This window comes from Streptomyces sp. ITFR-16, assembly GCF_031844705.1.
Taxonomy (GTDB): Bacteria; Actinomycetota; Actinomycetes; order Streptomycetales; family Streptomycetaceae; genus Streptomyces.
In genome coordinates, this window is the sequence record NZ_CP134609.1 from 3,105,353 (window position 1) to 3,128,429 (window position 23,077).

Genomic DNA, 23,077 nt, shown 5'->3' on the forward strand with positions numbered 1-23,077 from the left:
TCAGGGGTGGAGCGAGGGCGTGTCGACGGAGCTGCCGCTCTGCGCGGGCACGGCGGGTGCCGTGCCGCCGGCGCCGAACGGGAACTCGTTGATCTTGCGCCAGACGCTGTCCCGGCCCTGCTCGTACAGCGCGAAGGACTCGCAGGTCCAGGACGCCTCGTAGTCGCCGAGCTCCTCGTAGGCCCGGTCCATCGCCGCCTCGGAGATGTCGTGCGCCACGGTGACATGCGGGTGGTACGGGAACTGGAGCTCGCGCACCAGCGGGCCCGAGGCGTCCCGGACCCGCTTCTGGAGCCAGGAGCAGGCCGAGGCGCCCTCGACGACCTGGACGAAGACGACCGGCGAGAGCGGGCGGAAGGTGCCCGTGCCGGACAGCCGCATCGGGAAGGGGCGGCCTCCGGTCGCGATCGAGGCGAGGTGCGCCTCGATCGCGGGCAGGTCGGCCGCCACCGCCTCGGTGGGCGGCAGAAGGGTGACGTGGGTGGGAATGCCGTGTGCGGCAGGGTCCCCGAAGCTCGCGCGCCGCTCTTGGAGCAGGCTGCCGTAGGGCTCCGGGACCGCGATCGAAACGCCGAGCGTTACGGTCCCCACGTCGTTCTCCTCAATCCTCGATGGTCTGTTTTCAGCCACTGGCGGCCACAAGCTTTACGCCGCCAGTGTGCCGCCTGTGCAGGGCCTGCCGCCAGGGTCCTTGGACTCAGTGCTTCGCGGGCAGAAGGCCCATCCGGTCGTAGGTCCGCGCCAGGGTCTCGGCGGCGACGGCCCGCGCCTTCTCCGCCCCCTTGGCCAGGATGGAGTCCAGCGTCTCCGTGTCGTCCAGATATTCCTGGGTGCGGGTGCGGAACGGTGTGACGAAATCGACCATGACCTCGGCGAGGTCGGTCTTCAGCGCACCGTAGCCCTTGCCCTCGTACTTCTGCTCCAGGTCCGGCACGGGGGTGTCGGTGAGCGTCGAGTAGATGGTGAGCAGATTGCTGACGCCCGGCTTCCCGGCCCGGTCGAAACGGATCACCGTGTCGGTGTCCGTGACGGCGCTCTTCACCTTCTTGGCGGTCGTCCTCGGCTCGTCGAGGAGGTTGATCAGACCCTTCGGGGTCGCCGCGGACTTGCTCATCTTCGCGGACGGTTCCTGGAGGTCGTAGATCTTCGCCGTCTCCTTGAGGATGTACGGGTCCGGGATGGTGAAGGTGTCCCCGTAGGTCCCGTTGAACCGCTCGGCGAGATTGCGGGTCAGCTCCAGGTGCTGGCGCTGGTCCTCGCCCACCGGGACCTGGTCGGCCTGGTAGAGCAGGATGTCGGCGACCATCAGCATCGGGTAGGTGAAGAGCCCGACCGTGGTGCGGTCGGCCCCCTGCTTGGCGGACTTGTCCTTGAACTGCGTCATCCGGGACGCCTCACCGAATCCGGCCAGGCAGTTCATGACCCAGCCGAGCTGGGCGTGCTCGGGGACATGGCTCTGCACGAACAGCGTGCAGCGCTCCGGGTCCAGCCCCGCCGCGAGCAGCTGGGCGACGGCGAGCCGGGTGTTGGCGCGCAGTTCCGCCGGATCCTGCGGCACGGTGATCGCGTGCAGGTCGACCACCATGTAGAAGGCGTCGTGGGACTCCTGCAGAGCCACCCACTGGCGGACCGCGCCGAGATAGTTGCCGAGGTGGAACGAGCCTGCGGTGGGCTGGATTCCGGAGAGCACACGGGGACGTTCAGAGGCCATGGAACTCATTGTCTCAGGTACGGAACCGATCTCGGGCCGCCGGTGCGCGAAAGGTCCGGGGGCCCGGGAAGGGGCTCCCCGGACGGTGCCGGCCGGGGAAAACGCGGGCGCGCCGTGAAGTGAAGGTTTCCTCGTGGGGGAAGCGACCGACGATACAAAGTGGGCGCAACCCCGGCCCACGCCGCACGACGAACGGAGATCCCGTGTCGACCACGGAAAACGCCATCGCCTCCGCCGAGGCGCACAGCGCGCACAACTACCACCCGCTGCCCGTCGTCGTCGCCACAGCGGACGGTGCCTGGATGACGGATGTCGAGGGCCGGCGCTACCTCGACATGCTCGCCGGCTACTCGGCACTCAACTTCGGCCACGGCAACCGCCGTCTGATCGACGCGGCCAAGGCGCAGCTGGAGCGGGTGACGCTCACCTCACGGGCGTTCCACCACGACCGGTTCGCCGACTTCTGTACGCGGCTCGCCGAGCTGTGCGGCATGGAGATGGTGCTGCCCATGAACACCGGGGCGGAGGCGGTGGAGACCGCGGTGAAGACGGCCCGCAAGTGGGGGTACCGGGTCAAGGGGGTCCCGGACGGGATGGCGAAGATCATCGTCGCCGCCGACAACTTCCACGGCCGGACGACGACGATCATCAGCTTCTCCACGGACCACGAGGCCCGCGCGGACTTCGGTCCGTACACACCGGGGTTCGAGATCGTGCCGTACGGGGACCTGACCGCGCTGCGGGAGGCCATGACCGAGAACACCGTCGCGGTGCTGCTGGAGCCGATCCAGGGCGAGGCGGGGGTGCTGGTGCCGCCGCCCGGCTATCTCTCCGGGGTCCGGGAGCTGACCCGCGAACGGGACGTGCTGTTCATCGCGGACGAGATCCAGTCGGGACTCGGCCGGACCGGGAAGACCTTCGCCTGTGAGCACGAGGGCGTCGTGCCGGACATGTACATCCTCGGCAAGGCACTGGGCGGCGGGGTGGTGCCGGTGTCGGCCGTGGTCTCGTCGGCCGCGGTGCTGGGGGTCTACCGCGCCGGGGAGCACGGCTCGACGTTCGGCGGCAATCCGCTGGCGTGCGCGGTCGCGCTGGAGGTCATCGCGATGCTGGACACCGGTGAGTACCAGCAGCGGGCCGCCGAGCTGGGCGAGCATCTGCATCAGGAGCTCGGGCTGCTGGTGGGCGGCGGCGCGGTGGAGGCCGTACGGGGGCGCGGGCTGTGGGCGGGCGTCGACATCGACCCGGGCCGGGGCACGGGCCGGGAGATCTCGGAGAGGCTGATGGACCGCCGGGTGCTGGTGAAGGACACCCACGGCTCGACGATCCGGATCGCGCCGCCGCTGGTGATCAGCAAGGAGGACCTGGACTGGGGGCTGGAGCAACTGCGCGAGGTCCTGCGGGGCTGAGCCGGGCCGGGGCCGGGCGGACCTGCGGCCGGGCGGCCCGCCGCAGGTCCGCAGGTCCGCCAGTAGAGTCCGCGGTGTGCTTCTGGGGATGTTGTGCGCGCTCGGTTCCGCGGTCTGCTTCGGCACGGCCTCCGTCCTTCAGGCCGTCGCCGCGCGGGCGGCGGCCGAACCGGGGGACGGTGCGGGGGTGGACCCGGCGCTGCTGCTGCGGGCCCTGCGCCAGTGGCGCTATCTGGCCGGGCTGGCCCTCGACGGCCTGGGCTTCGTGCTCCAGATCGTCGCGCTGCGCTCCCTGCCCATCTACGCGGTGGGCGCGGCCCTGGCCGCCAGCCTCGCCGTGACGGCAGTCGTGGCCGCCCACCTGCTGCGGGTCCGGCTGACCGCCCTGGAGTGGGCGGCGGTCGCCGTGGTCTGCGCCGGCCTCGGCATGCTGGGGCTCGCCTCCGGCGGGGAGGGGCACCTTTCCGGATCGGATGCGCTGCGCTGGTCGATGCTCGGGGTCGCCGTCGGCGTCCTGCTGGTCGGTACGGCGGCCGGCCGGCTGCCCGAGCGGGCGCGCGCCCTGGTGCTGGGGCTGGGCGCGGGGTGCGGGTTCGGGGTGGTGGAGGTCTCGGTCCGGCTGATCGACGACGTGGCGCCGTCCGCGCTGGTGGCCAATCCCGCCGTGTACGCGCTGCTGGTGGGCGGGGGCGCGGCGTTCCTGCTGCTGACCTCGGCGCTGCAGCGCGGTTCGGTGACGACGGCGACGGCCGGGATGGTGCTGGGCGAGACGATCGGGCCGGCCCTGGTGGGCGTCGTCTGGCTCGGGGACCGTACCCGCGACGGGCTGGGCTGGCTGGCGGTCACCGGTTTCGCGGTGGCGGTCGCGGGCGCGCTGGCCCTGGCCCGGTTCGGCGAGGCCCCGGCGGACGCGCCCGCACCGGCGGAGCCGGGCAGGACCTGAGCCCCGGGGCCGGTCCAGCCCCGCTCGGGCGCGGCGCGTCACGGCAGTACGCGGCACAGGGCGTCCAGGGTGCCCGCCCAGGCGCTGTCGCTCGGGGTGCCGTAGCCGATGACGAGGGCCTCTCGGCGCAGTTCGGCGTCCGGGTGCCGGAAGTAGGCCAGCCCCTGGACGGCGAGCCCCTGCCAGGCCGCCGCCCGGACCGTCTCCGCCTCGCCGCCCTCGGGGAGTTCGAGCACGGCGTGCAGTCCGGCGGCGATGCCGCTGATCCGGATGGAGGGGGCCCGTTCCGCGAGGGCCGCGACGAGCTGGTCGCGGCGGTTGCGGTAGCGCAGCCGCATGGAGCGCACATGCCGGTCGTAGGCGCCGGAGGCCATGAACTCGGCGAGCGTCAGCTGGTCCAGCGCGCTCGACGCCCAGTCGCTCACCCCCTTGGCCTCGGTCACCTCGCCCACCATCGCCTCGGGCACCACCATCCAGCCCATCCGCAGCCCCGGCGCGAGGGACTTGCTCGCCGTTCCCAGGTAGACGACGTGTTCGGGGTCCAGGCCCTGGAGCGCGCCGACCGGCTGGCGGTCGTAGCGGAACTCCCCGTCGTAGTCGTCCTCCAGGATCACCCCGCCGGTACCGCGCGCCCAGTCGACCGCGGCCGCCCGCCGGTCCGGGTGGAGCGGCACACCGGTGGGGAACTGGTGCGCCGGTGTCAGCAGCACCGCGCCCGCGCCCCGCATCCCGTGCAGCCCGGCGGTCCGGGTGCCGAGGTGGTCGAGCGGCAGACAGGGGATGCGCAGCCCGGCCTCCGTGAGCAGGCGGGTGTGGATGTCCAGCCCGTAGGACTCGACGGCCACCTCCCGCACCCGGCGCCGCCGCAGCACCTTCCCCATCAGGGTCAGGCCGTGGAGGAAACCGGCGCACAGGACGATGCGTTCGGGGTCGGCGTAGACCCCGCGGGCCCGGGCGAGGTATTCGGCGAGCACCGTGCGCAGCTCGACCCGGCCGCGTGGATCGCCGTAGCCGAAGGCGTCGTTGGGCGCCGAGGAGAGGGCGCGGCGGGCCGCCTTGAGCCATTCGGCGCGGGGAAACGTCGCGAGGTCGGGCGTGCCCGGCATCAGGCTGTGGGCGGGGCTGCTGCGGGGCGGCCGCGAGCGCGGGGCGGGGGCGGCCGTCCGACGGGGTTCGGCGCGCTGCGCCACCCGGGTCCCGGAGCCCTGGCGGGCGGTGAGCCAGCCCTCGGCGACCAGCTCCGCGTAGGCGTCGGCGACCGTGTTGCGGGCGATGCCGAGGTCGGCCGCGAGGGTGCGGGACGACGGCAGCCGGGTGCCGGGCGCCAGCCGGCCCGTCCGGGCCGCCTCCCGCAGGGCGTCCATCAGCCCGGCCCGCAGTCCGCTCGCGCCGGTCGGGTCGATGTGCAGGTCGGCTCCGAAAGTGGCCCAGGGATCCGTCATGGAAATGGACCATACCCCTGTGCCACCTGCCCCGTAGCGTTGTGGGCATGACGACGAACGAGAACCACAGCCACGCGACCTCCGAGTACACCGCCGAGCACACCCCGCGCCTGCAGTGGGCCCAGCACGCCCCCGACGTCTACAAGGCGATGGCCCGCTTCGACGCCGCCGCGCGCAAGGGCCTCGACCCGGTCGTCGACGAGCTGGTGAAGATCAGGGCCTCGCAGATCAACCACTGCGCGTTCTGCATCGACATGCACACCAAGGACGCGCTCGCCGCCGGTGAGTCCGTCGAGCGGATCGTGCAGCTCAGCGCGTGGGAGGAGGCGCAGCACTTCTACACGCCGAAGGAGATCGCCGCGATCGAGCTGACCGAGGCGATCACGGTCATGACCGACGGGTTCGTGCCGGACGCGGCGTACGAGAAGGCCGCGAAGCACTTCGACGAGACCGAGCTGACCCACCTCATCGCGGCGATCGTCGCGATCAACTCCTGGAACCGGTTCGCCGTGTCCACCCGCATGGTCGCGGGCCACTACACCCCCGGCGACCACCGCTGACCGGCGCCCTTCCCGTCCCTCCCCCGTCTGGAGCCCCGCGATGACCGCGTCCGCACTCCGCGCCCTGCACCACGGGCGCACCCCGGGCGACCCGTTGGTCCTGCCCGGTCCGTGGGACGCGGCGAGCGCCCGTGTCTTCGCCGACGCGGGGTTCCCGGCGCTGGCGACCCCGAGCGCCGGGATCGCGGCCTCGCTGGGGTACGAGGACGGCCAGACGCCCGCCGACGAGATGTTCGCGGCGGTGGCGCGGATCGCCCGGGCCGTGTCCGTACCCGTGTCGGCGGACATCGAGGCCGGGTACGGGCTGGCCCCCGGGGAGCTGGTGGAGCGGCTGCTCACCGCCGGGGCCGTCGGCTGCAATCTGGAGGACACCGTGGACGGCGTCCTCGTGGACGCCGGGTGGCAGGCGGACCGGCTGGCGGCGGTGCGGGAGGCCGCCGGGGACGGGCTGTTCGTCAACGCCCGGATCGACACGTATCTGCGGTCCGTGCCGGACGGCGCGGACCGGGAGGCGGAGACCGTGCGCCGCGCACGGCTGTACGCGGCGGCGGGCGCGGACTGCGTCTACCCGCTCGGCGCCCCGCCCGAGGCGCTCCCCCGCCTCGCGGCCGCCGTGCCGGGACCGCTGAACGCGCTGGCCCGGCCGGACGGACCCGGCCCGCGCGGGCTCGGCGAACTGGGCGCCGCCCGGATCACGTTCGGCCCCGGGATGCAGCTGCGGGCCATGGCGGCGGTGCGCGAGATCGCCGACGGGCTGCGAAAGGCCTGAGCCCTCGGCGTACGTGAGTACGGCGTACGGAAACCCGGCGCAGGGAAACACCGCGCCCCCGGCAGCGAGCGGCTGCCGGGGGCGTCTGCGTACCCGCGAACGGGCGGTGGATCAGATCAGGCCGAGCTCGCGGACCGCGTCGCGCTCCTCGGTGAGCTCCTTCACCGACGCGTCGATGCGCGCGCGGGAGAACTCGTTGATGTCCAGGCCCTGGACGATCTCGTACGCGCCGTCCTTCGTGGTGACCGGGAAGGAGGAGATGATGCCCTCGGGGACGCCGTAGGAGCCGTCCGACGGGATGCCCATCGAGGTCCAGTCGCCCTCGGCGGTGCCGTTGACCCAGGTGTACACGTGGTCGATGGCGGCGTTCGCGGCCGAGGCGGCCGAGGAGGCGCCACGGGCCTCGATGATCGCGGCGCCGCGCTTGGCGACGGTCGGGATGAAGGAGTCGGCCAGCCAAGCCTCGTCGTTGACGAGCTCGGCGGCGTTCTTCCCGGCGACCTCCGCGTGGAAGATGTCCGGGTACTGGGTGGCCGAGTGGTTGCCCCAGATCGTCAGCTTCTTGATGTCGGAGACGGCGGCACCGGTCTTGGCGGCCAGCTGCGAGATCGCGCGGTTGTGGTCGAGGCGGGTCATCGCGGTGAAGCGCTCCGCCGGTACGTCCGGGGCGGCGGCCTGCGCGATGAGCGCGTTGGTGTTGGCCGGGTTGCCGACGACGAGGACCTTGATGTCGTCCGCGGCGTTGTCGTTGATCGCCTTGCCCTGCGGCTTGAAGATCCCGCCGTTGGCGGAGAGCAGGTCGCCGCGCTCCATGCCCTTGGTGCGCGGGCGGGCGCCGACGAGCAGCGCGACGTTGGCACCGGCGAAGCCGACGTTGGCGTCGTCGGTGATCTCGATGTTGCGCAGCAGCGGGAAGGCGCAGTCGTCGAGCTCCATCGCGGTGCCCTCGGCGGCCTTGAGCCCCTGCGGGATCTCCAGGAGACGCAGGTTGACCGGCACGTCCGGGCCGAGCAGGTGGCCGGAGGCGATGCGGAAGAGCAGCGCGTAGCCGATCTGGCCGGCTGCGCCGGTCACGGTGACATTCACGGGAGTGCGGGTCATGGCGATCTCCGTTAGACAGCTGGCGGTGAGGGCTCCTGGCCCCTGGTGCGGGACATCCCTGAATCTTGATGTGAAGAGATATCCGTCGGTCAGGCTATCCGACCCGGAACCCCCTGGCCGCCCGGCCCCCTGTGGCACCGCACACAACCGGTCACTCCCCGCTCATCCGGCCGCCTCGGCCGTGCATCCCCGGGTACCGGCGGCGAGGGTGGCGCACGCCCGGACGTCGGAGACGCGCTTCACGGCGACCATCGGGGTGTACGCCTCCGCGGCCGTCTCCACCCTGCCCTTCTGTCCCTCCGTGCCCGCGGTGATCTCCACGAGGTCGCCGGGGCCGCCCTTGGTGATCCGCGCCCAGGCCGCGGCACACGTCCTGCTGTAGCGCACCTCTATGAAGGAGCCGCCGACGGTGGCGCTGGAGAGCGTACGGGCGTACTCGCCGCCGCAGCCCATGTCCTCGGGGTCCTGCCCGGCGCAGTCGGCGCCGTTGCAGCCGACCCCGGCGGGCAGTTTGGGCGCGCTCGTCGCCGGCTTCGGGGCGGGGGCGGCCGAGGGCTCGGCGGCCTTGGAGTCGTCGCCGGAGCCGGTGAGCAGCACCACGGCGGTGACCACCAGCGCGAGACCGGCCGCGGCTGCGGCGATCACGGCGGGCCGGCGGCGCCCGCCGGTGCGGCCCCGGCCGTCGTCACGGCGTCCGGGCGGCGACTGCCGGCCCCCGAGTCCGGCCGCGTGGGCCACGGCGGGCGGCAGACCCTCGCCCAGGGGCGCGTACGGCCCGGAGGGCGGCTGCTGCGGCTCCTGCGGGAGGGGGCCGCGCTGCGCGGGTACGGACGGCGAGCGGCCGTGACCGGCCGGGCGCCGCCCCTTGGCGTCCTGGGCCGTGCCGACGCCGGCGGGGCGGCTCCTGCCGTGGCCGGGCGGGTTCTGCCCGGACTCGCCGAGCGCCGCCCGCGCCTGGGTTATCCGGATGGCCTCCATCGTCATGTCGTGGCGCATCTCGGCGCGGCTCCAGGCCCGCTCCGCCAGCTCCCACATGGTGTTGAGGTGGACGTGGTTGGTGCCCGTCACCTCGGCGAGCGCGACGATCGCGCCTCGGGGTGCGAGCAGCCGGCCGTTCAGATACCGCTCCCAGGACGTCTTGCTGTAGCCCGTGCGGTCGGCCAGCGCGGCGAGGCCGAGGCCGCTGCGGTCCACGAGCCTGCGCAGCTGGCCGGTGAACTCCCGGATCTGCGGATCGAGGTCCTGCGGCAGCGCCTTCCAACGAGGCATTACGTCTCCCCCTGCCTTGGCTTCACTTCATTCCACCGGCCGCGCCCTGTGCGGCGCGCGTCCCCCGCTCCCCTGTCCGGACCCGGTGGTCTTCCGTTCCGGACTACCCAGCAGGATGCGCGAACGCGGAGCGGCAGTTCCTGGCGCGGGAGCGCACGGTGGCACTCGGGCGTCCAGCGCGCACGCCCGCGCGCCCCCCCGCTCCGGTCCGCCGGCCCAGTCTGCCACCGTTGCGCGGCGATCACACCGTGGCGGAATGGTCACTTCCGTGCCACAGGCCACAGTCATCCCTTGAACCCGTGTGCCCCGTCCACAAGGCTGGAGCCAGGACGGGGCAAGGCCGCTCAAGTCGCCTCTTTCCGGGGCTTTTCGCTCCGGTACGCCCCGTCCCCGGTGTCCGTCCCTTCTCGGGGGAGGGGACGGCCACCGGCCGGCGGAGGTCCTCGCGGACCGCGCTCAGCGGATCGTGAAGTGGACCGCGTCCTCCAGGAACGGGACATCCAGCCACGGCTTCGGCTGCGCCATCAGCGACAGCAGCACGATGAGGGTTCCCAGCAGCCCGTACGTCACCAGGTCGGTGAAGCGGGAGCGCACCGCGAGCATGCCCACCGAGGGGACCACGAGACGCAGCACCGCACCCCCGATGAGCGCCACACCGATCAGTATCGTGCCGATCCGGAAGGCCTCGTCGAACGGATCGGTGGCCACGATCAGCAGCCCTGCCCCGGCCGTGCAGAGCACCGCGAGCAGCGGCCACTGACGGGCCGGCGCGGGCGCGTCCCCGGCGGCGGCCCGGCCGCCGCCCTCGGGTCGCGCGGTGTCCCGGGTCAGTGAGAAGCGCCGTGCGCGGCGCGCCCCGGAGGGCGTGGCGGCACCGGCCGCCTCATGACTGCCGGTGCGGCCCCCGGCCGCCTCACCGGCGGCGGCGTCCGGCTGCGCCCCCTCGGACGGCGCGTCTGCCTGCGGGCCGTCAGGGGCGTCGGCCGCGCCGGACGGTGTCTCGGCCGGACTCGTACCAGCACCCATGGGGTTCCTTCCGGATCGGGTCAGCCGGCGGAGACGGCGTCGGCGGCGTCCCGCTCGGCCGCCTCGACGACATTGACGAGCAGCTGGGCGCGGGTCATCGGACCGACACCGCCCGGGTTCGGCGAGATCCAGGCGGCGACCTCGGCCACACCCGGGTGGACATCGCCGACGATCTTGCCGTTCTCGTCCCGGCTGACGCCGACGTCGAGCACGGCGGCGCCCGGCTTCACGTCCTCGGGCTTGATGATGTGCGGCACGCCCGCGGCGGCGACGATGATGTCGGCCTGCCGGAGGTGGCCGGCGAGGTCACGCGTTCCGGTGTGGCACTGGGTCACCGTGGCGTTCTCGGACTTGCGGGTCAGCAGCAGCGGGATCGAGCGGCCGATGGTGACACCGCGTCCGACGACCACGACATGCGCCCCGTTGATCTCCACACCGTGGTGGCGGAGCAGCTGCACGACGCCCTGCGGGGTGCAGGGCAGCGGGCCCGTCTCGTTGAGCACGAGCCGGCCCAGGTTCATCGGGTGCAGGCCGTCGGCGTCCTTGGCCGGATCCATCAGTTCCAGGACGCGGTTGGTGTCGATCCCCTTGGGCAGGGGGAGCTGCACGATGTAACCCGTGCACGCCGGGTCGTCGTTGAGCTCGCGGACGACGGCCTCGATCTCCTCCTGCGTGGCGGTGTCGGGCAGTTCGCGCTGGATGGAGCCGATGCCGACCTGGGCGCAGTCGCGGTGCTTGCCGTTCACGTACCAGCGGCTGCCCGGGTCGTCCCCGACCAGCAGGGTCCCGAGGCCGGGCGTGACGCCCCGGGCCCTGAGGGCCGCCACGCGGACGGTGAGATCGGACTTGATCGCGGCTGCGGTGGCCTTGCCATCGAGAATCTGGGCAGTCATGTGCCCATACTCGCGGATGACCCGGCCCGCGGACCAATTGCGGGTACCGGCCGTGGACGCAAGGTTGCACTTGGACAACTTCTCGGGCAGCGACTGGACAAACTTACGTTCCGCTTATAACGATGAAGGCCGCAGTGCCGCAGATGTACCCGGGGGGCGGACCGCTGACGTTTTCTTTCCTCCGTGCGGCCGCATTCGTCCCCGTACGTCCGTTGGAGGAACGCCCCAGATGAGCTTCGGCGACCCGAACAATCCTTATGGCCAGCAGCCCGGCCAGCCGCCGCAGGGCCAGCCGGGTTACGGCTACCCGCAGGCCCCCCAGGGCGTCCCGCCGCAGGGTCAGCCGGGCTACGGCTACTCGCAGCAGCCCGGAGTCCCGCCGCAGGGCCAGCCCGGTTACGGGTACCCGCCCCAGCAGCCCGGCGGCACCCTCCAGGCCAACAACGGCTACATCAACGTCCCGGGCCTCGGCACGGTCGAACTCGCCACGATGGGACGCCGCCTGGGCGCCCGTGCGCTGGACGGTGTCGCGTACGGCATCCTCTACGCGATCTTCTCGGCGATCGGCATCGCGAGCCTCGTGGGCGCCTCGAAGTCCGTCGACGACTGCAGCAGCAGCCAGTACGGCACCGCCGCGTACAACCAGTGCGTGAACGACGCGGCCGCGACCAGCGTCGGCATCGTCGCGGGCTTCTTCGGCTTCATCGCCGTGTTCGCGCTGATCGCGCTGCTCTACGAGTGGCTGATGGTCTCCATCTGGGGCGCCACGCTCGGCAAGATGATCCTCAACGTCAAGGTCGTCCGGGAGAACACCGGCCAGGCCCCCGGCCTGGGTGCGGGCTTCATCCGCTGGATCATCCCGATGGTCGGCTCGCTCTTCTGCGGTCTCGGCACGCTGCTGGTCTACCTCTCCCCCTTCTTCGACAACTCGGGCAAGCTCCAGGGCTGGCACGACCGCGCGGGCAGCACGATCGTCATCAAGACGAAGTGAACCCGCTGACGGTGTGACGTCCGCACCGGCACACGAAGGCCGCCCCCTCACCGCTCGTCGCGGTGAGGGGGCGGCCTTCTGTCGTAGCCGGGGCGCCCGGGTACGGCGCGTATCAGTGGAAGAAGTGACGCGTCCCGGTGAAGTACATCGTCACGCCCGCCTTCTTCGCGGCCTCGACCACCAGCTCGTCGCGGACCGAACCGCCCGGCTGGGCCACGGCCTTGACGCCGGCGGCGGTCAGGATCTCCAGCCCGTCGGGGAAGGGGAAGAACGCGTCGGACGCGGCGTACGCACCGCGCGCCCGCTCCTCGCCCGCCCGCTCGACCGCGAGCTTCGCGGAGTCGACGCGGTTGACCTGGCCCATGCCGACGCCGACCGAGGCGCCGTCCTTGGCCAGCAGGATCGCGTTGGACTTGACCGCGCGGCACGCCTTCCAGGCGAAGGCCAGCTCGCGGAGCTCGTCGGCGGAGAGCGCCTCGCCCGTGGCGAGCGTCCAGTTGGCCGGGTCGTCGCCGTCGGCCTGGAGGCGGTCGGTGACCTGGAGCAGCGCGCCGCCGTCGACCGGCTTGACCTCGACCCCGGCGGACGGGGCGCCGGGGGCGCGCAGCACGCGGATGTTCTTCTTGCGGGACAGGACCTCGACCGCGCCGTCCTCGTACGCCGGGGCGACGATGACCTCGGTGAAGATCTCCGCGACCTGCTCGGCCATCGCGACGGTCACCGGACGGTTGACGGCGATCACGCCTCCGAACGCGGACAGCGGGTCGCAGGCGTGCGCGTTGCGGTGCGCGGTCGCGACGTCGTCGGCGATGGCGATGCCGCACGGGTTGGCGTGCTTGATGATCGCGACACACGGCTCGGCGTGGTCGTACGCGGCCCGGCGCGCGGCGTCGGTGTCCGTGTAGTTGTTGTAGGACATCTCCTTGCCGTGCAGCTGCTCGGCATCGGCCAGGCCGCCCTCGCCCGAGGTGTAGAGCGCGGCGGGCTGGTGCGGGTTCTCGCCGTAGCGCAGGACGTTCTTGCGCGCGTACGTCGTACCGAAGAAGTCGGGGAAGCCCGAGTCGTCGGCGGCGGCGTAGTCGGCGGCGAACCAGGAGGCCACGGCCACGTCGTACGCGGCGGTGTGCTGGAAGGCCTCGGCGGCGAGCCGCTTGCGGGCGGTCAGGTCGAAGCCGCCCGCCCTGACGGCCGCGAGGACGTCGGCGTACCGCTCGGGGCTGGTGACGACGGCCACCGAGGGGTGGTTCTTGGCGGCGGCGCGGACCATCGACGGGCCGCCGATGTCGATCTGCTCCACGCACTCGTCGGCCGATGCGCCGGAGGCGACGGTCTCCTTGAACGGGTAGAGGTTGACGACGACCAGGTCGAACGGCTCCACACCCAGCTCGGCGAGCTGCTCGCGGTGGGCGTCCAGCCGCAGGTCGGCGAGGATGCCGGCGTGGACGCGCGGGTGCAGCGTCTTCACCCGGCCGTCGAGGCACTCGGGGAAGCCGGTGAGCTCCTCGACCTTGGTGACCGGCACTCCGGCGGCCGCGATCTTTCCGGCGGTGGAGCCGGTGGAGACCAGCTCGACACCCGCCTCGTGCAGACCGCGCGCGAGGTCTTCGAGCCCCGTCTTGTCGTAGACGCTGACCAGGGCGCGGCGGATGGGCTTATTCACCGTCATGACCGAGATGAACCTTTCGTCCCTCAATGCGATAGCCGTCACGGGCGAGTCGCCCCACGGCCTCGACGAGCAGCTTGCGCTCGACTTCCTTGATGCGTTCGTGGAGGGCCGCTTCGCCCTCCGGGGTGTCCTCTTCGGTCACCTCGACCACGCCCTGCGCGATGATCGGACCGGTGTCGACACCGTCGTCGACGAAGTGGACGGTGCACCCGGTGACCTTCACGCCGTACGCGAGCGCGTCACGCACACCGTGGGCACCGGGAAAGCTGGGGAGCAGGGCGGGGTGGGTGTTGATGAACCGGCCGCCGAAGCCGGCCAGGAACTCCTTGCCCACGATCTTCATGAACCCCGCGGACACGACGAGGTCCGGGCGGTGCTCGGCGGTGGCCGCGGCGAGCGCGGCGTCCCACTCCTCGCGCGAGGCGTGGTCCTTGACCCGGCACACGAACGTGGGAAGTCCGGCGCGCTCGGCCCGTTCCAGACCGGCGATGCCGTCGCGGTCGGCGCCGACCGCGACGATCCGGGCGCCGTATCCCTCGGGGTCGCCGCCGATCGCGTCGAGCAGGGCTTGGAGGTTCGTACCGGACCCGGAGACCAGGACGACCAGACGGGCCGGAGCGGCGGAGGAGAGCGGGGAGGCCACGGCTGGGCCCTTTCTCGCGTGTGGAGCGGCTTCGAAGCGGCCGGCCCGCCTGCCGAGGCGCTGGGCAGCGGTACGGCGGCGATGCGGTTTGTACGGTCGTACGAATGAATCACGCCCCCCGATACGGGGAACTCTACGAACGAGCCGACCGTCAGCAACGATACCGGCACCTCGCCGGGCCCTTGTGTGACGGGGTGAGCGAGCGCCCACAGCCGTAGGCCACCACGCCTGCAACTCCCCGCTTTCGGCCCTTCCTCACCGGGAGGTAGCGTCAGGGGACAGCGAACCGTCCGCAGGGCGGAAATGACGAGATGGGGAAGACGTTCACCATATGCCGGACCGACGCCGCCGCACCGCCTTCCGCCACCCGCTGCCCGGGTCCTCACTGCTGATGCGGGAGCGCCAGTCCCCCACGCCGGGCCCCTCTTCTTCCTCCTCCTCTTCTTCCTCTTCCTCCTCGTCGTCGGGCTCCGGGAACGGGCCGACGGACGACAACCCGTTCGCCCCGCCGCCGGAGGACCGCCCCGACCAGCCCTGGCAGCCGCGCCACCCGGTCAACGGCGGTACGCACGGCGAGGGCGAGGGCAACGGCGGGGACGCGCCCGAGGGCGGGTCCTCCGACAACCGCCCCGTCTGGGGCAGCCAGTGGAGCAGCCACCAGCCGGGCCGCCAGAGCGGCGGCTTCGGCGGAAGACCCTCCGGGCCCGGCGGACCGAACGGGAAGGGCGGCCCCGAGGGCTCCCCCGGCGGCCTGCGCTGGGACCCGACCGACCCCGTTCAGCGCCGCGCCCGCTACGCCCTGCTCGCCGGCATGTGGGCCTTCTTCTTCGCGATCTTCGACTTCCCGGAGATCGCCCTGCTGCTCGGCGCCCTCGCCACCTACTGGGCGATCAGCTCACTGCGGGCCAAGCCGAAGGAGTCCCCGGCGGCGGGCGGGCCGGCCGGAACGCCCGGGGCATCCGGTACGGGCGCCCCCGGCCGGGGTCCGGACACCGCGCCGGGCGCCGCGTCCGGACCGGCTCCGTTGCCCGGGGCGGCGTCCGTGCCCGGCACCGTCCAGGCCCAGCGCGGCAGCCGGCAGCAGACGACGGCCGCGGTCAGCGGTCTGGTGACGGGGGTGGTCGCCCTGGCGATCGTCGCGACGACGTTCACGGTGCAGCTGGTCTACCGCGACTACTACACCTGTGTGAACGACGCGCTCACCAAGTCGGGCCAGCTCGCCTGCAACGATCTGCTCCCGAAGCCGCTGGAACCGCTCTTCGGCGTCAAGAAGTAGCGTCAGGAAGCGGTGTCCGGGGCGTCCGGAACACCGGGAGCCTCTTCGGAAGGCCCCGCAGGCCCGTTCTCCGGGGCCTGCGGGGCCTCCGTCGTTCTCGCGTGCCAGGGGTCGGTGGGCAGGAAGTCGTACGGCTCGAAGTCCTCGTCGTCGTCCCGGCCGCCGCCCGGGGCGGGTACGGGGGCGACGGGCTCGGACGTCTTGGACTTCTTCCCCTTCCTGGCCTTCTCCGGTTCCCCCGCCTTCTCCGCCTTCTCCGCCTTCGCTGCTTTCTCCGCCTTCTCCGCCTTCTCCGCCTTCTCCGCCTTCTCCGCCTTCTTCTGCTTCTTCTGCTTCTTCGGCTTCTTCGCGTCGGCCGGTTCGGGCTGCTTCGCCTCCGCGTCCGCTTCCGTCTCCTCGCCCGCCGCATCCTCGGCCCCGGTACGGCCGCGCAGTCGCCAGGCCCGCAGCAGCAGGGCCGACGGGACTCCGATCACCACCGTCCAGGCCACGGCCGCCGCCCCCGTCAGCCACCACACCGGGCCGAACTCCGCCAGGGCGCGCGTGCCGAGCCGCCCCCCGGCCGCCGCCGCGAGCAGGGCGGTGCAGATCCCGCAGCCGGCCGCCCCGAGTGCGGTGGTGAGCGCGGTCTCCCGCAGGGTCCACGCCTCCTCGCGTTCCCCGTGGGCCGGGGCGGCCCGCCGTACGGTGAACCAGGCGACGGTCAGCGCGGCCACGACCGGCACCGCCCCGGCCGCCCAGTTCACGGGCGTCCCCGGCCCCTGGTCCGGCAGGGCGGCCAGCAACGGGAACTCCGGCACCGCCGGATGCCCGGTGAAGGCGATCGGGCCGACCGCGGACGCGGTGCCCAGCGCGAAGCCGGGGCCGAGTCCGTACGCCGCACCCCACACCGCCGCGTTCGGCACCAGCGCCAGCGCCAGCAGGAGCACCGCCCACCGTCCGGCCCAGTCGCCGGAGAGCCCCAGGAAGGAGGTCTGGACCGGCGCCGCGTGCCACACCAGCGCCACCGCGACCACCAGCGCGCCGCCGCCCAGCAGGACCGCCGCCCCGGCCGCCGCCGAGCGGCCCACCACCTCCGCGCGCCGCGCGAACCGGGAGCGCGCCATCGCCTCGTGCAGCCGCACCGGCGCCCAGGAGGGCGGCGGTCCGAGCGGCCGGCCGGCGGCGGTCCACACCCCGGCGGCCGCCGCGCCCGCCACCACGAGGACACCCGGAAGAAGCAGGGACCAGGGCCTCACGGACAGCGAGGCGCCCCGCACGTAGAGCGCCACGGCCGCGCCGACCAGCAGATATCCGCCCGTCACCAGGGCGAAGGCGCTCCCGGGCGACGGGGCGCCGCGCCCCTCCTCGGGCTCCAGCACGTCCCTGGCCGCCCGGTGCACCAGCCAGACCGGCAGGGCGGCGAGCAGCAGCGGGGTGAGCCCGACGGGGGCCGGGGCCCCGGTCAGGGTGTCGGTCCTGATCAGTTCGGCGCCGTGCGCGAGCAGCCAGATCCCGGCAGCAGCGTGGAACGCCTCGCCGGGGCCGCTGTCCGGGGCCGGCGAGCTGATCCACAGGACGGCGACGAGCACCGCGACGGAGCCCAGTCCGAGCCCTGCGGCGAGTGCCCCGCGCAGCAGCGCCGAGGCCAGTACGGCGGACCGTCCCTGCTCGGCCGACAACGACGGGCTGCGTTCGGTCACTTGGGTCACGCCGTCATGCTGCCAACGACACGCGCTTATTCCGTGTAACGGGCGAACGGCCGTTGTGTCGCTCAATATACGTTTATGTACTTTTTCACCCGGTGCAGGCCGTGCGAGGGGCCCTCATGACACAGAGCACGACCGGCGAGGCCGCCACCCATCCGCTCCCCTCCCCCAAGGAGCGGCGCAGGCTGCGGGAGGCCAGGTCGCTGAGTGAGGAGCAGGTCGCGGCGGCTGTCGGCGTCACCCGGGCCACGGTCAGATCCTGGGAGACCGGCCGCACCAGCCCGCGCGGCCGCAAGCGCGAGGCGTACGCCCGGCTGATCGGGAGCGGCGGCGCGCACTCCTCCGCGCCCGCCTCCCGGGTCAAGCCGAAGGCATCGAACACCCGGCCGAAGGCCACCACCGACCGGGCGGCGCACCCGTCGACGCCCTCCCCCGCAGAAGCCACCGGGAGCGACGCCATGGCCCCGACCGAGCCCGGCAGCACCACACCCGAGCCGCCCGCACCGCCCGTCTCACCCGCCCCGCCCGTTTCGTCCGCGCCACCCGCCGAGACGCCCGTGGCGGGTGAGGTCGCCGCGACCGCCGAGGCAGGCGGCGGGGGCGCGGGGGCGGCCGAGGCGGAGGCCGGTTCCTCGGCCGGGCTCTCGCCCGACGAGGCGTTCGACGCCCTCTACCGGCACGCCGCGGGCGCCCTCTACCGTCAGACGTATCTGCTGACCGGCCGGCGCGCCCTGTCACGCGAGGCGGTGGCCAAGGCCTTCGAGCTGGCCTGGCAGCGCTGGCCGGAGGTGGCGGTGGACCGGGACCCGGTGGGGTGGGTGCGGGCCGCCGCGTACGAGCACGCGATGTCGCCGTGGCGCCAGGTGCGCCGCGAGCACCGGCGCGCCGATCCACCGCCCGAGGCGCCCGGTTCGCGCGCGCTCCTCGACGCGCTGCTGTCCCTGCCGCCCGCGTACCGTCGCACCCTGCTGCTGCACGACGGGGTGGGGCTCGGGCTGCCGGAGACCGCGGCGGAGACGGAGGCGAGCACGCCGGCGGCGGCCGGGCGGCTGGTGACCGCGCGGGCGGCCGTCGCCGAGAAGCTGCCCGAGCTGGCGGAGCCGCTGTCCCCGGACGAGCAGTCCGCGCTGCTGCACGAGCGCCTCGGCACCCTCGCCCGTACCCAGCCCGCCTCCTCGCTGCCCGTGCCGGAGCTGATCCGTACCGGCAGCGAGCGCAAGGCGCAGCTGTGGACCCGGGCGGCCATCGCGTTCACCGTGCTGATCATCGGCCTGACGCTGATCACCCTGGCGACGGCTCCTCGGAAGTACGAGACGCCGCCGTCGCCCGCCCAGAAGGTGGGCGGGGTGCCGCCGGTGGGCGGTCCGCAGAAGCTGACGCCGCAGGACAAGAAGCTGCAGAAGAAGCTCGGCGAGGAGCTGGTACGCGGTCCGGCCCGGCTGGTGCCCGGGGCGCTCTGAGCCGGACGGCCGCCGCACATGGACGCGGGCCCGTACCCCTGGCCGGGGTACGGGCCCGCGTCGTCCGTGCGGTGACGCCGTGCGGCGTGGTGCCGCGGTACGTCAGGCGCCGAGGATCTCGCGCGCCAGCTTGGCGGTCTCGGTCGGCGTCTTGCCGACCTTGACGCCGGCGGCCTCGAGGGCCTCCTTCTTGGCCTGCGCGGTGCCGGAGGAGCCGGAGACGATGGCGCCGGCGTGGCCCATGGTCTTGCCCTCGGGGGCGGTAAAGCCCGCGACGTAACCGACGACCGGCTTGGTGACGTTCTTCGCGATGAAGTCCGCCGCACGCTCCTCGGCGTCGCCGCCGATCTCGCCGATCATGACGATCAGGTCGGTCTCGGGGTCGGCCTCGAACGCCGCGAGGGCGTCGATGTGCGTCGTACCGATGACCGGGTCGCCACCGATGCCGACGGCGGACGAGAAGCCGATGTCGCGGAGCTCGTACATCATCTGGTAGGTCAGCGTGCCGGACTTGGACACGAGACCGATGCGGCCGGGCTTGGTGATGTCGCCCGGGATGATGCCGGCGTTGGACTGGCCGGGGGTGATCAGGCCGGGGCAGTTCGGACCGATGATCCGGGTCTTGTTGCCCTTCGCGCCGGCGTAGGCCCAGAAGGCGGCCGAGTCGTGGACGGCGATGCCCTCGGTGATCACGACGGCCAGCGGGATCTCGGCGTCGATCGCCTCGACGACGGCGGCCTTCGAGAAGGCCGGCGGCACGAAGAGGACGGACACGTTCGCGCCGGTCTTCTCCATCGCCTCGGCGACGGAGCCGAAGACCGGTACCTCGGTGCCGTCGAAGTCGACGGTCGTGCCGGCCTTGCGCGGGTTCACGCCACCGACGATGTTGGTGCCGTCGGCGAGCATGAGCTTGGTGTGCTTCATGCCCGTCGCGCCGGTCATCCCCTGGACGATGACCTTGCTGTCCTTGGTGAGGAAGATAGCCATGGTGGTCTGAGTCCCTCTTCCTTACTTCGCAGCCGCGGCGAGCTCGGCGGCCTTGTCGGCCGCGCCGTCCATGGTGTCCACGCGCTGGACCAGCGGGTGGTTGGCGTCGGAGAGGATCTTGCGACCCAGCTCCGCGTTGTTGCCGTCGAGGCGCACGACGAGCGGCTTGGTGACCGCCTCGCCCTTGGACTTGAGCAGCTCAAGCGCCTGGACGATGCCGTTGGCGACCTCGTCGCAGGCGGTGATGCCGCCGAAGACGTTGACGAAGACGGACTTGACGTCCGGGTCGCCGAGGATGATCTCCAGGCCGTTCGCCATGACCTCGGCGGAGGCGCCGCCCCCGATGTCGAGGAAGTTGGCGGGCTTCACGTTGCCGTGGTTCTCACCGGCGTACGCGACGACGTCCAGGGTCGACATGACCAGACCGGCACCGTTTCCGATGATGCCGACCTCGCCGTCGAGCTTGACGTAGTTGAGGTTCTTGGCCTTGGCGGCAGCCTCGAGCGGGTTGGCTGCGGCCTTGTCCTCGAGCGCCTCGTGGCCCGGCTGGCGGAAGTCGGCGTTCTCGTCGAGCGAGACCTTGCCGTCCAGGGCCAGGATCCGGCCGTCCTTGGTCTTGACCAGCGGGTTGACCTCGACGAGGAGGGCGTCCTCGGCGACGAAGGTGTCCCACAGGGTCACCAGGGCCTCGGCGACACCCTCGGCCACGTCGGCCGGGAACTTGGCCTGGGCCACGATCTCGCGGGCCTTGACGATGTCGACACCGTCCACGGCGTTGACCGGGACCTTCGCGAGGGCCTCGGGGGTCTTCTCCGCGACCTCCTCGATGTCCATGCCGCCCTGCACCGAGGCCATGGCCAGGAAGGTGCGGTTGGTGCGGTCGAGGAGGTACGAGACGTAGTACTCCGCCTCGATCTCCGGGGACAGCTCGGCGATCATCACCTTGTGGACCGTGTGGCCCTTGATGTCCATGCCGAGGATGTCGGTCGCCCGGGCGACCGCCTCGTCGGGGTTGGCGGCCAGCTTCACGCCACCGGCCTTGCCGCGGCCTCCGACCTTCACCTGTGCCTTGACGACCGACTTGCCGCCCAGCCGCTCGGTCGCCTCGCGGGCTGCCTCAGGCGTGTCGATGACTTCACCGGCCAGCACCGGTACACCGTGCTTGGCGAAGAGGTCCCTCGCCTGGTACTCGAACAGGTCCACGCGCGTCCGTCCCTTATCAATGGTCTCGCGGTTGGTTTTCTGCGTGGGCGTGCCGCGAGGGGCAACGTGACTGCTCTGTCACAAGGAAGGCGCACACGGTGACCGAATACGCGGCATGTCCATCTCGCAGGTTATCCCCGAGCCCCGCATGACCCTAAATCGCAGATCGCACCTGGGCGGTGATTACGGTCACAGATCGCCCTGGTGGCCGGGTCGCAGTGGACAAAACGGCCCGGGGCGGGCCGGGCGGCCCCCCGCCGGCCGGGACCCGGACGGGTCCGGCCGCACGGGAGCCGCCCGGCCCCTGCGCCGGTGCCGCTTTCCCGGTGGGTGTCAGTGCCGGGCCGGTGCCAGGGAGGCCGGCGACGCCGTCGTGCCGGCCGTGGCATCGGAGACGTACGCGGGCGTGACCGAGGTCAGGCCCTGGGCTCCGGCCGCCGCGTGCTCAACGGCGGGCCGGGCGTCCTCGCCGACGGTGGACAGGACCCCCTGGGTGAACGGGGAGACCTCGCCGGTGACTCCCTGGGCGAACGGGGGCACCTCATCGGTGACCCCCTGCGCGAGGGCCGAGACATCGCCCAGCGCCTGTCCGACGACCGGCAGGACCGTGGAGACCGCGTCGGCGGCGAGGGGCGGCAGCACGGCGTCGGAGGTCTGCCCGACGACCGGGCCGGCCACCGCGGACGTGGCGTCCTGCCCGTAGCCGGGGAGGTTCTCGATCGGGCCGAAGAGGTAGTCGACGGGGGCTTCGGGGGCGGGGAGCTCAGCTGCGGGGAGTCCGTGGGCGGGGGTCTCGGGGATGCCGGCCTTGGGGGTGCCGGTCTCGGGGGTGAGGGCTGCGGGCGCCGGGGCCTCGGCCGTGTGGCCCGTGACCCGGCCGGCGGTGGCGGCCGCGGCCTTCGCCGGGGCGGTGTCCTTCAGATCCCGGGCCTTGCCGACGACGTCCTTCGCGCCCAGGTCGTCGACGCCGTCGAGCGCGTCGGTGGCGTGGTCGGGGGTGGACAGCGGGAGGTGGACGGGCAGTTCGTCCGCGCTCGCGGCGGCGGTACCGAGGCCCACATACCGGTGGCGGTGGCGGCGACGGCCAGGGAACGGCGGATGTTCTTGTGCATGTGTGTGTCAGATCCTTCGAGTTCACGTCTCCGTCCGGAGTACGTCCGGACAGCGGGCAGACCTGTTCCGCCCCCGCGCGGCAGGTCGAGGCGGGGGAACGGCCTGCCCTAGCCGGGGAACTCGGGGATGTCGCCGGATCTGTCGCGGACCGGCGCGGCGGTGGCCGGAAGACCGGCGCCGCGGACGAGCCCCAGGGGGGCGCGGGCGGCGAAGGAGGCGACCGCGTGCACGTCACCGCCGCGTGGCGGATGGGCCTCGGCGGAGGCGGAACGCCCCTGGTCTCCGGTGGGCCCGAAGGGACCCCGGTGGGGGGGTGGATCCTGGGTCGCGGTGTGCCGGTGCGAAGCGGTCGTGGTCGTGTGCGGGGCGACGGGGCCGGCCTTCGGCTCGGCTGCGGCGCGGTGGACGGGCGCGGGTGCGGGTGCGCCGCGCGGGTCCGTGCGCGGTCCGGAGCCGGGCCGGGTGTGGCCGGCGTGCGGTGCGGTGGACGGGGTGTCGGGCGTGTGCGGCAACGGCTGTGCCGGTACGGGCCATTGCTCCGGGAGCCGCGTGGTGACCTTCCGGACCTGGGTGACCGCCGTGCCGACCGCCTTCTCGGCCACCCGGCCGACGGGCCGGGCCAGTTGCCGTACGGCCTTCCGCGCCGGGGCGGCCGGCGCGGTGCGGGAGACCGGCTGCCGCGCGGGCTGCCGCAGGGCCGTACGTACGTCCTCACCGATGTGCGTGTCCGCGTCCACGGAGACATCGAGGGCCGGTCGGGCGGCCGGCTGCCGGCCCTCCGCGTGGGCCGGCGCGCCGAACAGCAGCCCGAGCGCCAGGAGTCCGCCGAGGAACAGCACCACGTGCAGCACGCGCCGGCCGGTCCGCCCGCGCACGGGGCGCGCGGCGGTGCCGGGGCGGGCGACTGCGGTGGTCACGTCGGAGTGA

General features: G+C 72.9%; 21 protein-coding genes. 7 read left to right on the forward strand and 14 right to left on the reverse strand.

The features are described from left to right. Both RLT58_RS13675 and trpS read right to left on the reverse strand, forming a co-directional pair. Positions 1-591, reverse strand: a complete 591-nt coding sequence (locus tag RLT58_RS13675; protein WP_311310679.1) for a 2'-5' RNA ligase family protein — start codon at positions 589-591, stop codon at positions 1-3. 106 nt (positions 592-697) lie between these two features. Next, on the reverse strand, positions 698-1,711 hold the full coding sequence (gene trpS, locus RLT58_RS13680; RefSeq protein WP_311310680.1) for a tryptophan--tRNA ligase: 1,014 nt from the start codon (positions 1,709-1,711) through the stop codon (positions 698-700). Positions 1,712-1,914: 203 nt separating this feature from the next. On the opposite strand from trpS, the gene rocD reads away from it, so the two are divergent. Both rocD and RLT58_RS13690 read left to right on the forward strand, forming a co-directional pair. Beyond that, on the forward strand, positions 1,915-3,120 hold the full coding sequence (rocD, locus tag RLT58_RS13685) for an ornithine--oxo-acid transaminase (RefSeq protein WP_311310681.1): 1,206 nt from the start codon (positions 1,915-1,917) through the stop codon (positions 3,118-3,120). 88 nt (positions 3,121-3,208) lie between these two features. Next, positions 3,209-4,063 carry a DMT family protein gene (locus RLT58_RS13690; RefSeq protein WP_311314510.1) on the forward strand — a complete coding sequence of 285 codons (855 nt, stop codon included), beginning with the start codon at positions 3,209-3,211 and terminating at the stop codon, positions 4,061-4,063. Positions 4,064-4,101: 38 nt separating this feature from the next. Here RLT58_RS13690 and RLT58_RS13695 read toward each other — a convergent pair whose 3' ends face one another. Beyond that, positions 4,102-5,505 carry a MocR-like pyridoxine biosynthesis transcription factor PdxR gene (locus RLT58_RS13695; protein WP_311310682.1) on the reverse strand — a complete coding sequence of 468 codons (1,404 nt, stop codon included), beginning with the start codon at positions 5,503-5,505 and terminating at the stop codon, positions 4,102-4,104. Between the two features lie 47 nt (positions 5,506-5,552). Here RLT58_RS13695 and RLT58_RS13700 point away from each other — a divergent pair, with 47 nt between their 5' ends. Beyond that, the gene (locus RLT58_RS13700) at positions 5,553-6,065 is read left to right on the forward strand and encodes a carboxymuconolactone decarboxylase family protein (protein ID WP_311310683.1); all 513 of its coding nucleotides are present in this window, start codon (positions 5,553-5,555) and stop codon (positions 6,063-6,065) included. Between the two features lie 40 nt (positions 6,066-6,105). Further along, the gene (locus tag RLT58_RS13705) at positions 6,106-6,834 is read left to right on the forward strand and encodes an isocitrate lyase/PEP mutase family protein (protein ID WP_311310684.1); all 729 of its coding nucleotides are present in this window, start codon (positions 6,106-6,108) and stop codon (positions 6,832-6,834) included. A gap of 111 nt (positions 6,835-6,945) precedes the next feature. Here RLT58_RS13705 and RLT58_RS13710 read toward each other — a convergent pair whose 3' ends face one another. The 4 genes from RLT58_RS13710 to RLT58_RS13725 all read right to left on the reverse strand — a co-directional run bounded on the left by RLT58_RS13710 (position 6,946) and on the right by RLT58_RS13725 (position 11,123). Then, positions 6,946-7,935, reverse strand: a complete 990-nt coding sequence (locus RLT58_RS13710) for a malate dehydrogenase (protein ID WP_311310685.1) — start codon at positions 7,933-7,935, stop codon at positions 6,946-6,948. 162 nt (positions 7,936-8,097) lie between these two features. Next, complete coding sequence (locus RLT58_RS13715; RefSeq protein WP_311310686.1) at positions 8,098-9,204, reverse strand: helix-turn-helix domain-containing protein; 1,107 nt, start codon at positions 9,202-9,204, stop codon at positions 8,098-8,100. 456 nt (positions 9,205-9,660) lie between these two features. Beyond that, on the reverse strand, positions 9,661-10,230 hold the full coding sequence (locus RLT58_RS13720) for a DUF3017 domain-containing protein (protein WP_311310687.1): 570 nt from the start codon (positions 10,228-10,230) through the stop codon (positions 9,661-9,663). A 20-nt stretch (positions 10,231-10,250) separates the two neighbouring features. Further along, the gene (locus tag RLT58_RS13725) at positions 10,251-11,123 is read right to left on the reverse strand and encodes a bifunctional methylenetetrahydrofolate dehydrogenase/methenyltetrahydrofolate cyclohydrolase (RefSeq protein ID WP_311310688.1); all 873 of its coding nucleotides are present in this window, start codon (positions 11,121-11,123) and stop codon (positions 10,251-10,253) included. A gap of 229 nt (positions 11,124-11,352) precedes the next feature. Here RLT58_RS13725 and RLT58_RS13730 point away from each other — a divergent pair, with 229 nt between their 5' ends. Then, a complete protein-coding gene (locus RLT58_RS13730; RefSeq protein ID WP_311310689.1) occupies positions 11,353-12,114 on the forward strand; it encodes an RDD family protein in 762 nt (253 codons plus the stop codon). A gap of 112 nt (positions 12,115-12,226) precedes the next feature. Here RLT58_RS13730 and purH read toward each other — a convergent pair whose 3' ends face one another. Then, on the reverse strand, positions 12,227-13,780 hold the full coding sequence (gene purH / locus RLT58_RS13735) for a bifunctional phosphoribosylaminoimidazolecarboxamide formyltransferase/IMP cyclohydrolase (RefSeq protein ID WP_311310690.1): 1,554 nt from the start codon (positions 13,778-13,780) through the stop codon (positions 12,227-12,229). Beyond that, positions 13,767-14,423, reverse strand: coding sequence for a phosphoribosylglycinamide formyltransferase (gene purN / locus RLT58_RS13740; RefSeq protein ID WP_311310691.1), 657 nt, complete (start codon positions 14,421-14,423; stop codon positions 13,767-13,769). Before purN ends, purH begins: the two co-directional genes overlap by 14 nt. 331 nt (positions 14,424-14,754) lie before the next feature. On the opposite strand from purN, the gene RLT58_RS13745 reads away from it, so the two are divergent. Further along, complete coding sequence (locus RLT58_RS13745) at positions 14,755-15,699, forward strand: hypothetical protein (RefSeq protein WP_311310692.1); 945 nt, start codon at positions 14,755-14,757, stop codon at positions 15,697-15,699. 2 nt (positions 15,700-15,701) lie between these two features. On the opposite strand, the gene RLT58_RS13750 is transcribed toward RLT58_RS13745, so the two are convergent. After that, on the reverse strand, positions 15,702-17,381 hold the full coding sequence (locus RLT58_RS13750; protein ID WP_311314511.1) for a cell division protein PerM: 1,680 nt from the start codon (positions 17,379-17,381) through the stop codon (positions 15,702-15,704). A gap of 125 nt (positions 17,382-17,506) precedes the next feature. Here RLT58_RS13750 and RLT58_RS13755 point away from each other — a divergent pair, with 125 nt between their 5' ends. After that, positions 17,507-18,847 (forward strand): helix-turn-helix domain-containing protein, encoded by a 1,341-nt coding sequence (locus RLT58_RS13755; protein ID WP_311310693.1) that lies wholly within the window; start codon positions 17,507-17,509, stop codon positions 18,845-18,847. A 102-nt stretch (positions 18,848-18,949) separates the two neighbouring features. Here RLT58_RS13755 and sucD read toward each other — a convergent pair whose 3' ends face one another. From sucD to RLT58_RS13775, 4 genes are all read right to left on the reverse strand, one after another. Beyond that, positions 18,950-19,834, reverse strand: a complete 885-nt coding sequence (sucD, locus tag RLT58_RS13760; protein ID WP_007450902.1) for a succinate--CoA ligase subunit alpha — start codon at positions 19,832-19,834, stop codon at positions 18,950-18,952. A gap of 21 nt (positions 19,835-19,855) precedes the next feature. After that, the gene (sucC, locus tag RLT58_RS13765; RefSeq protein ID WP_311310694.1) at positions 19,856-21,037 is read right to left on the reverse strand and encodes an ADP-forming succinate--CoA ligase subunit beta; all 1,182 of its coding nucleotides are present in this window, start codon (positions 21,035-21,037) and stop codon (positions 19,856-19,858) included. Positions 21,038-21,370: 333 nt separating this feature from the next. Continuing rightward, positions 21,371-22,096, reverse strand: coding sequence for a hypothetical protein (locus tag RLT58_RS13770; RefSeq protein ID WP_311310695.1), 726 nt, complete (start codon positions 22,094-22,096; stop codon positions 21,371-21,373). Positions 22,097-22,257: 161 nt separating this feature from the next. Beyond that, complete coding sequence (locus RLT58_RS13775; RefSeq protein WP_311310696.1) at positions 22,258-23,067, reverse strand: hypothetical protein; 810 nt, start codon at positions 23,065-23,067, stop codon at positions 22,258-22,260. Between the last annotated feature and the right edge of the window lie 10 nt (positions 23,068-23,077).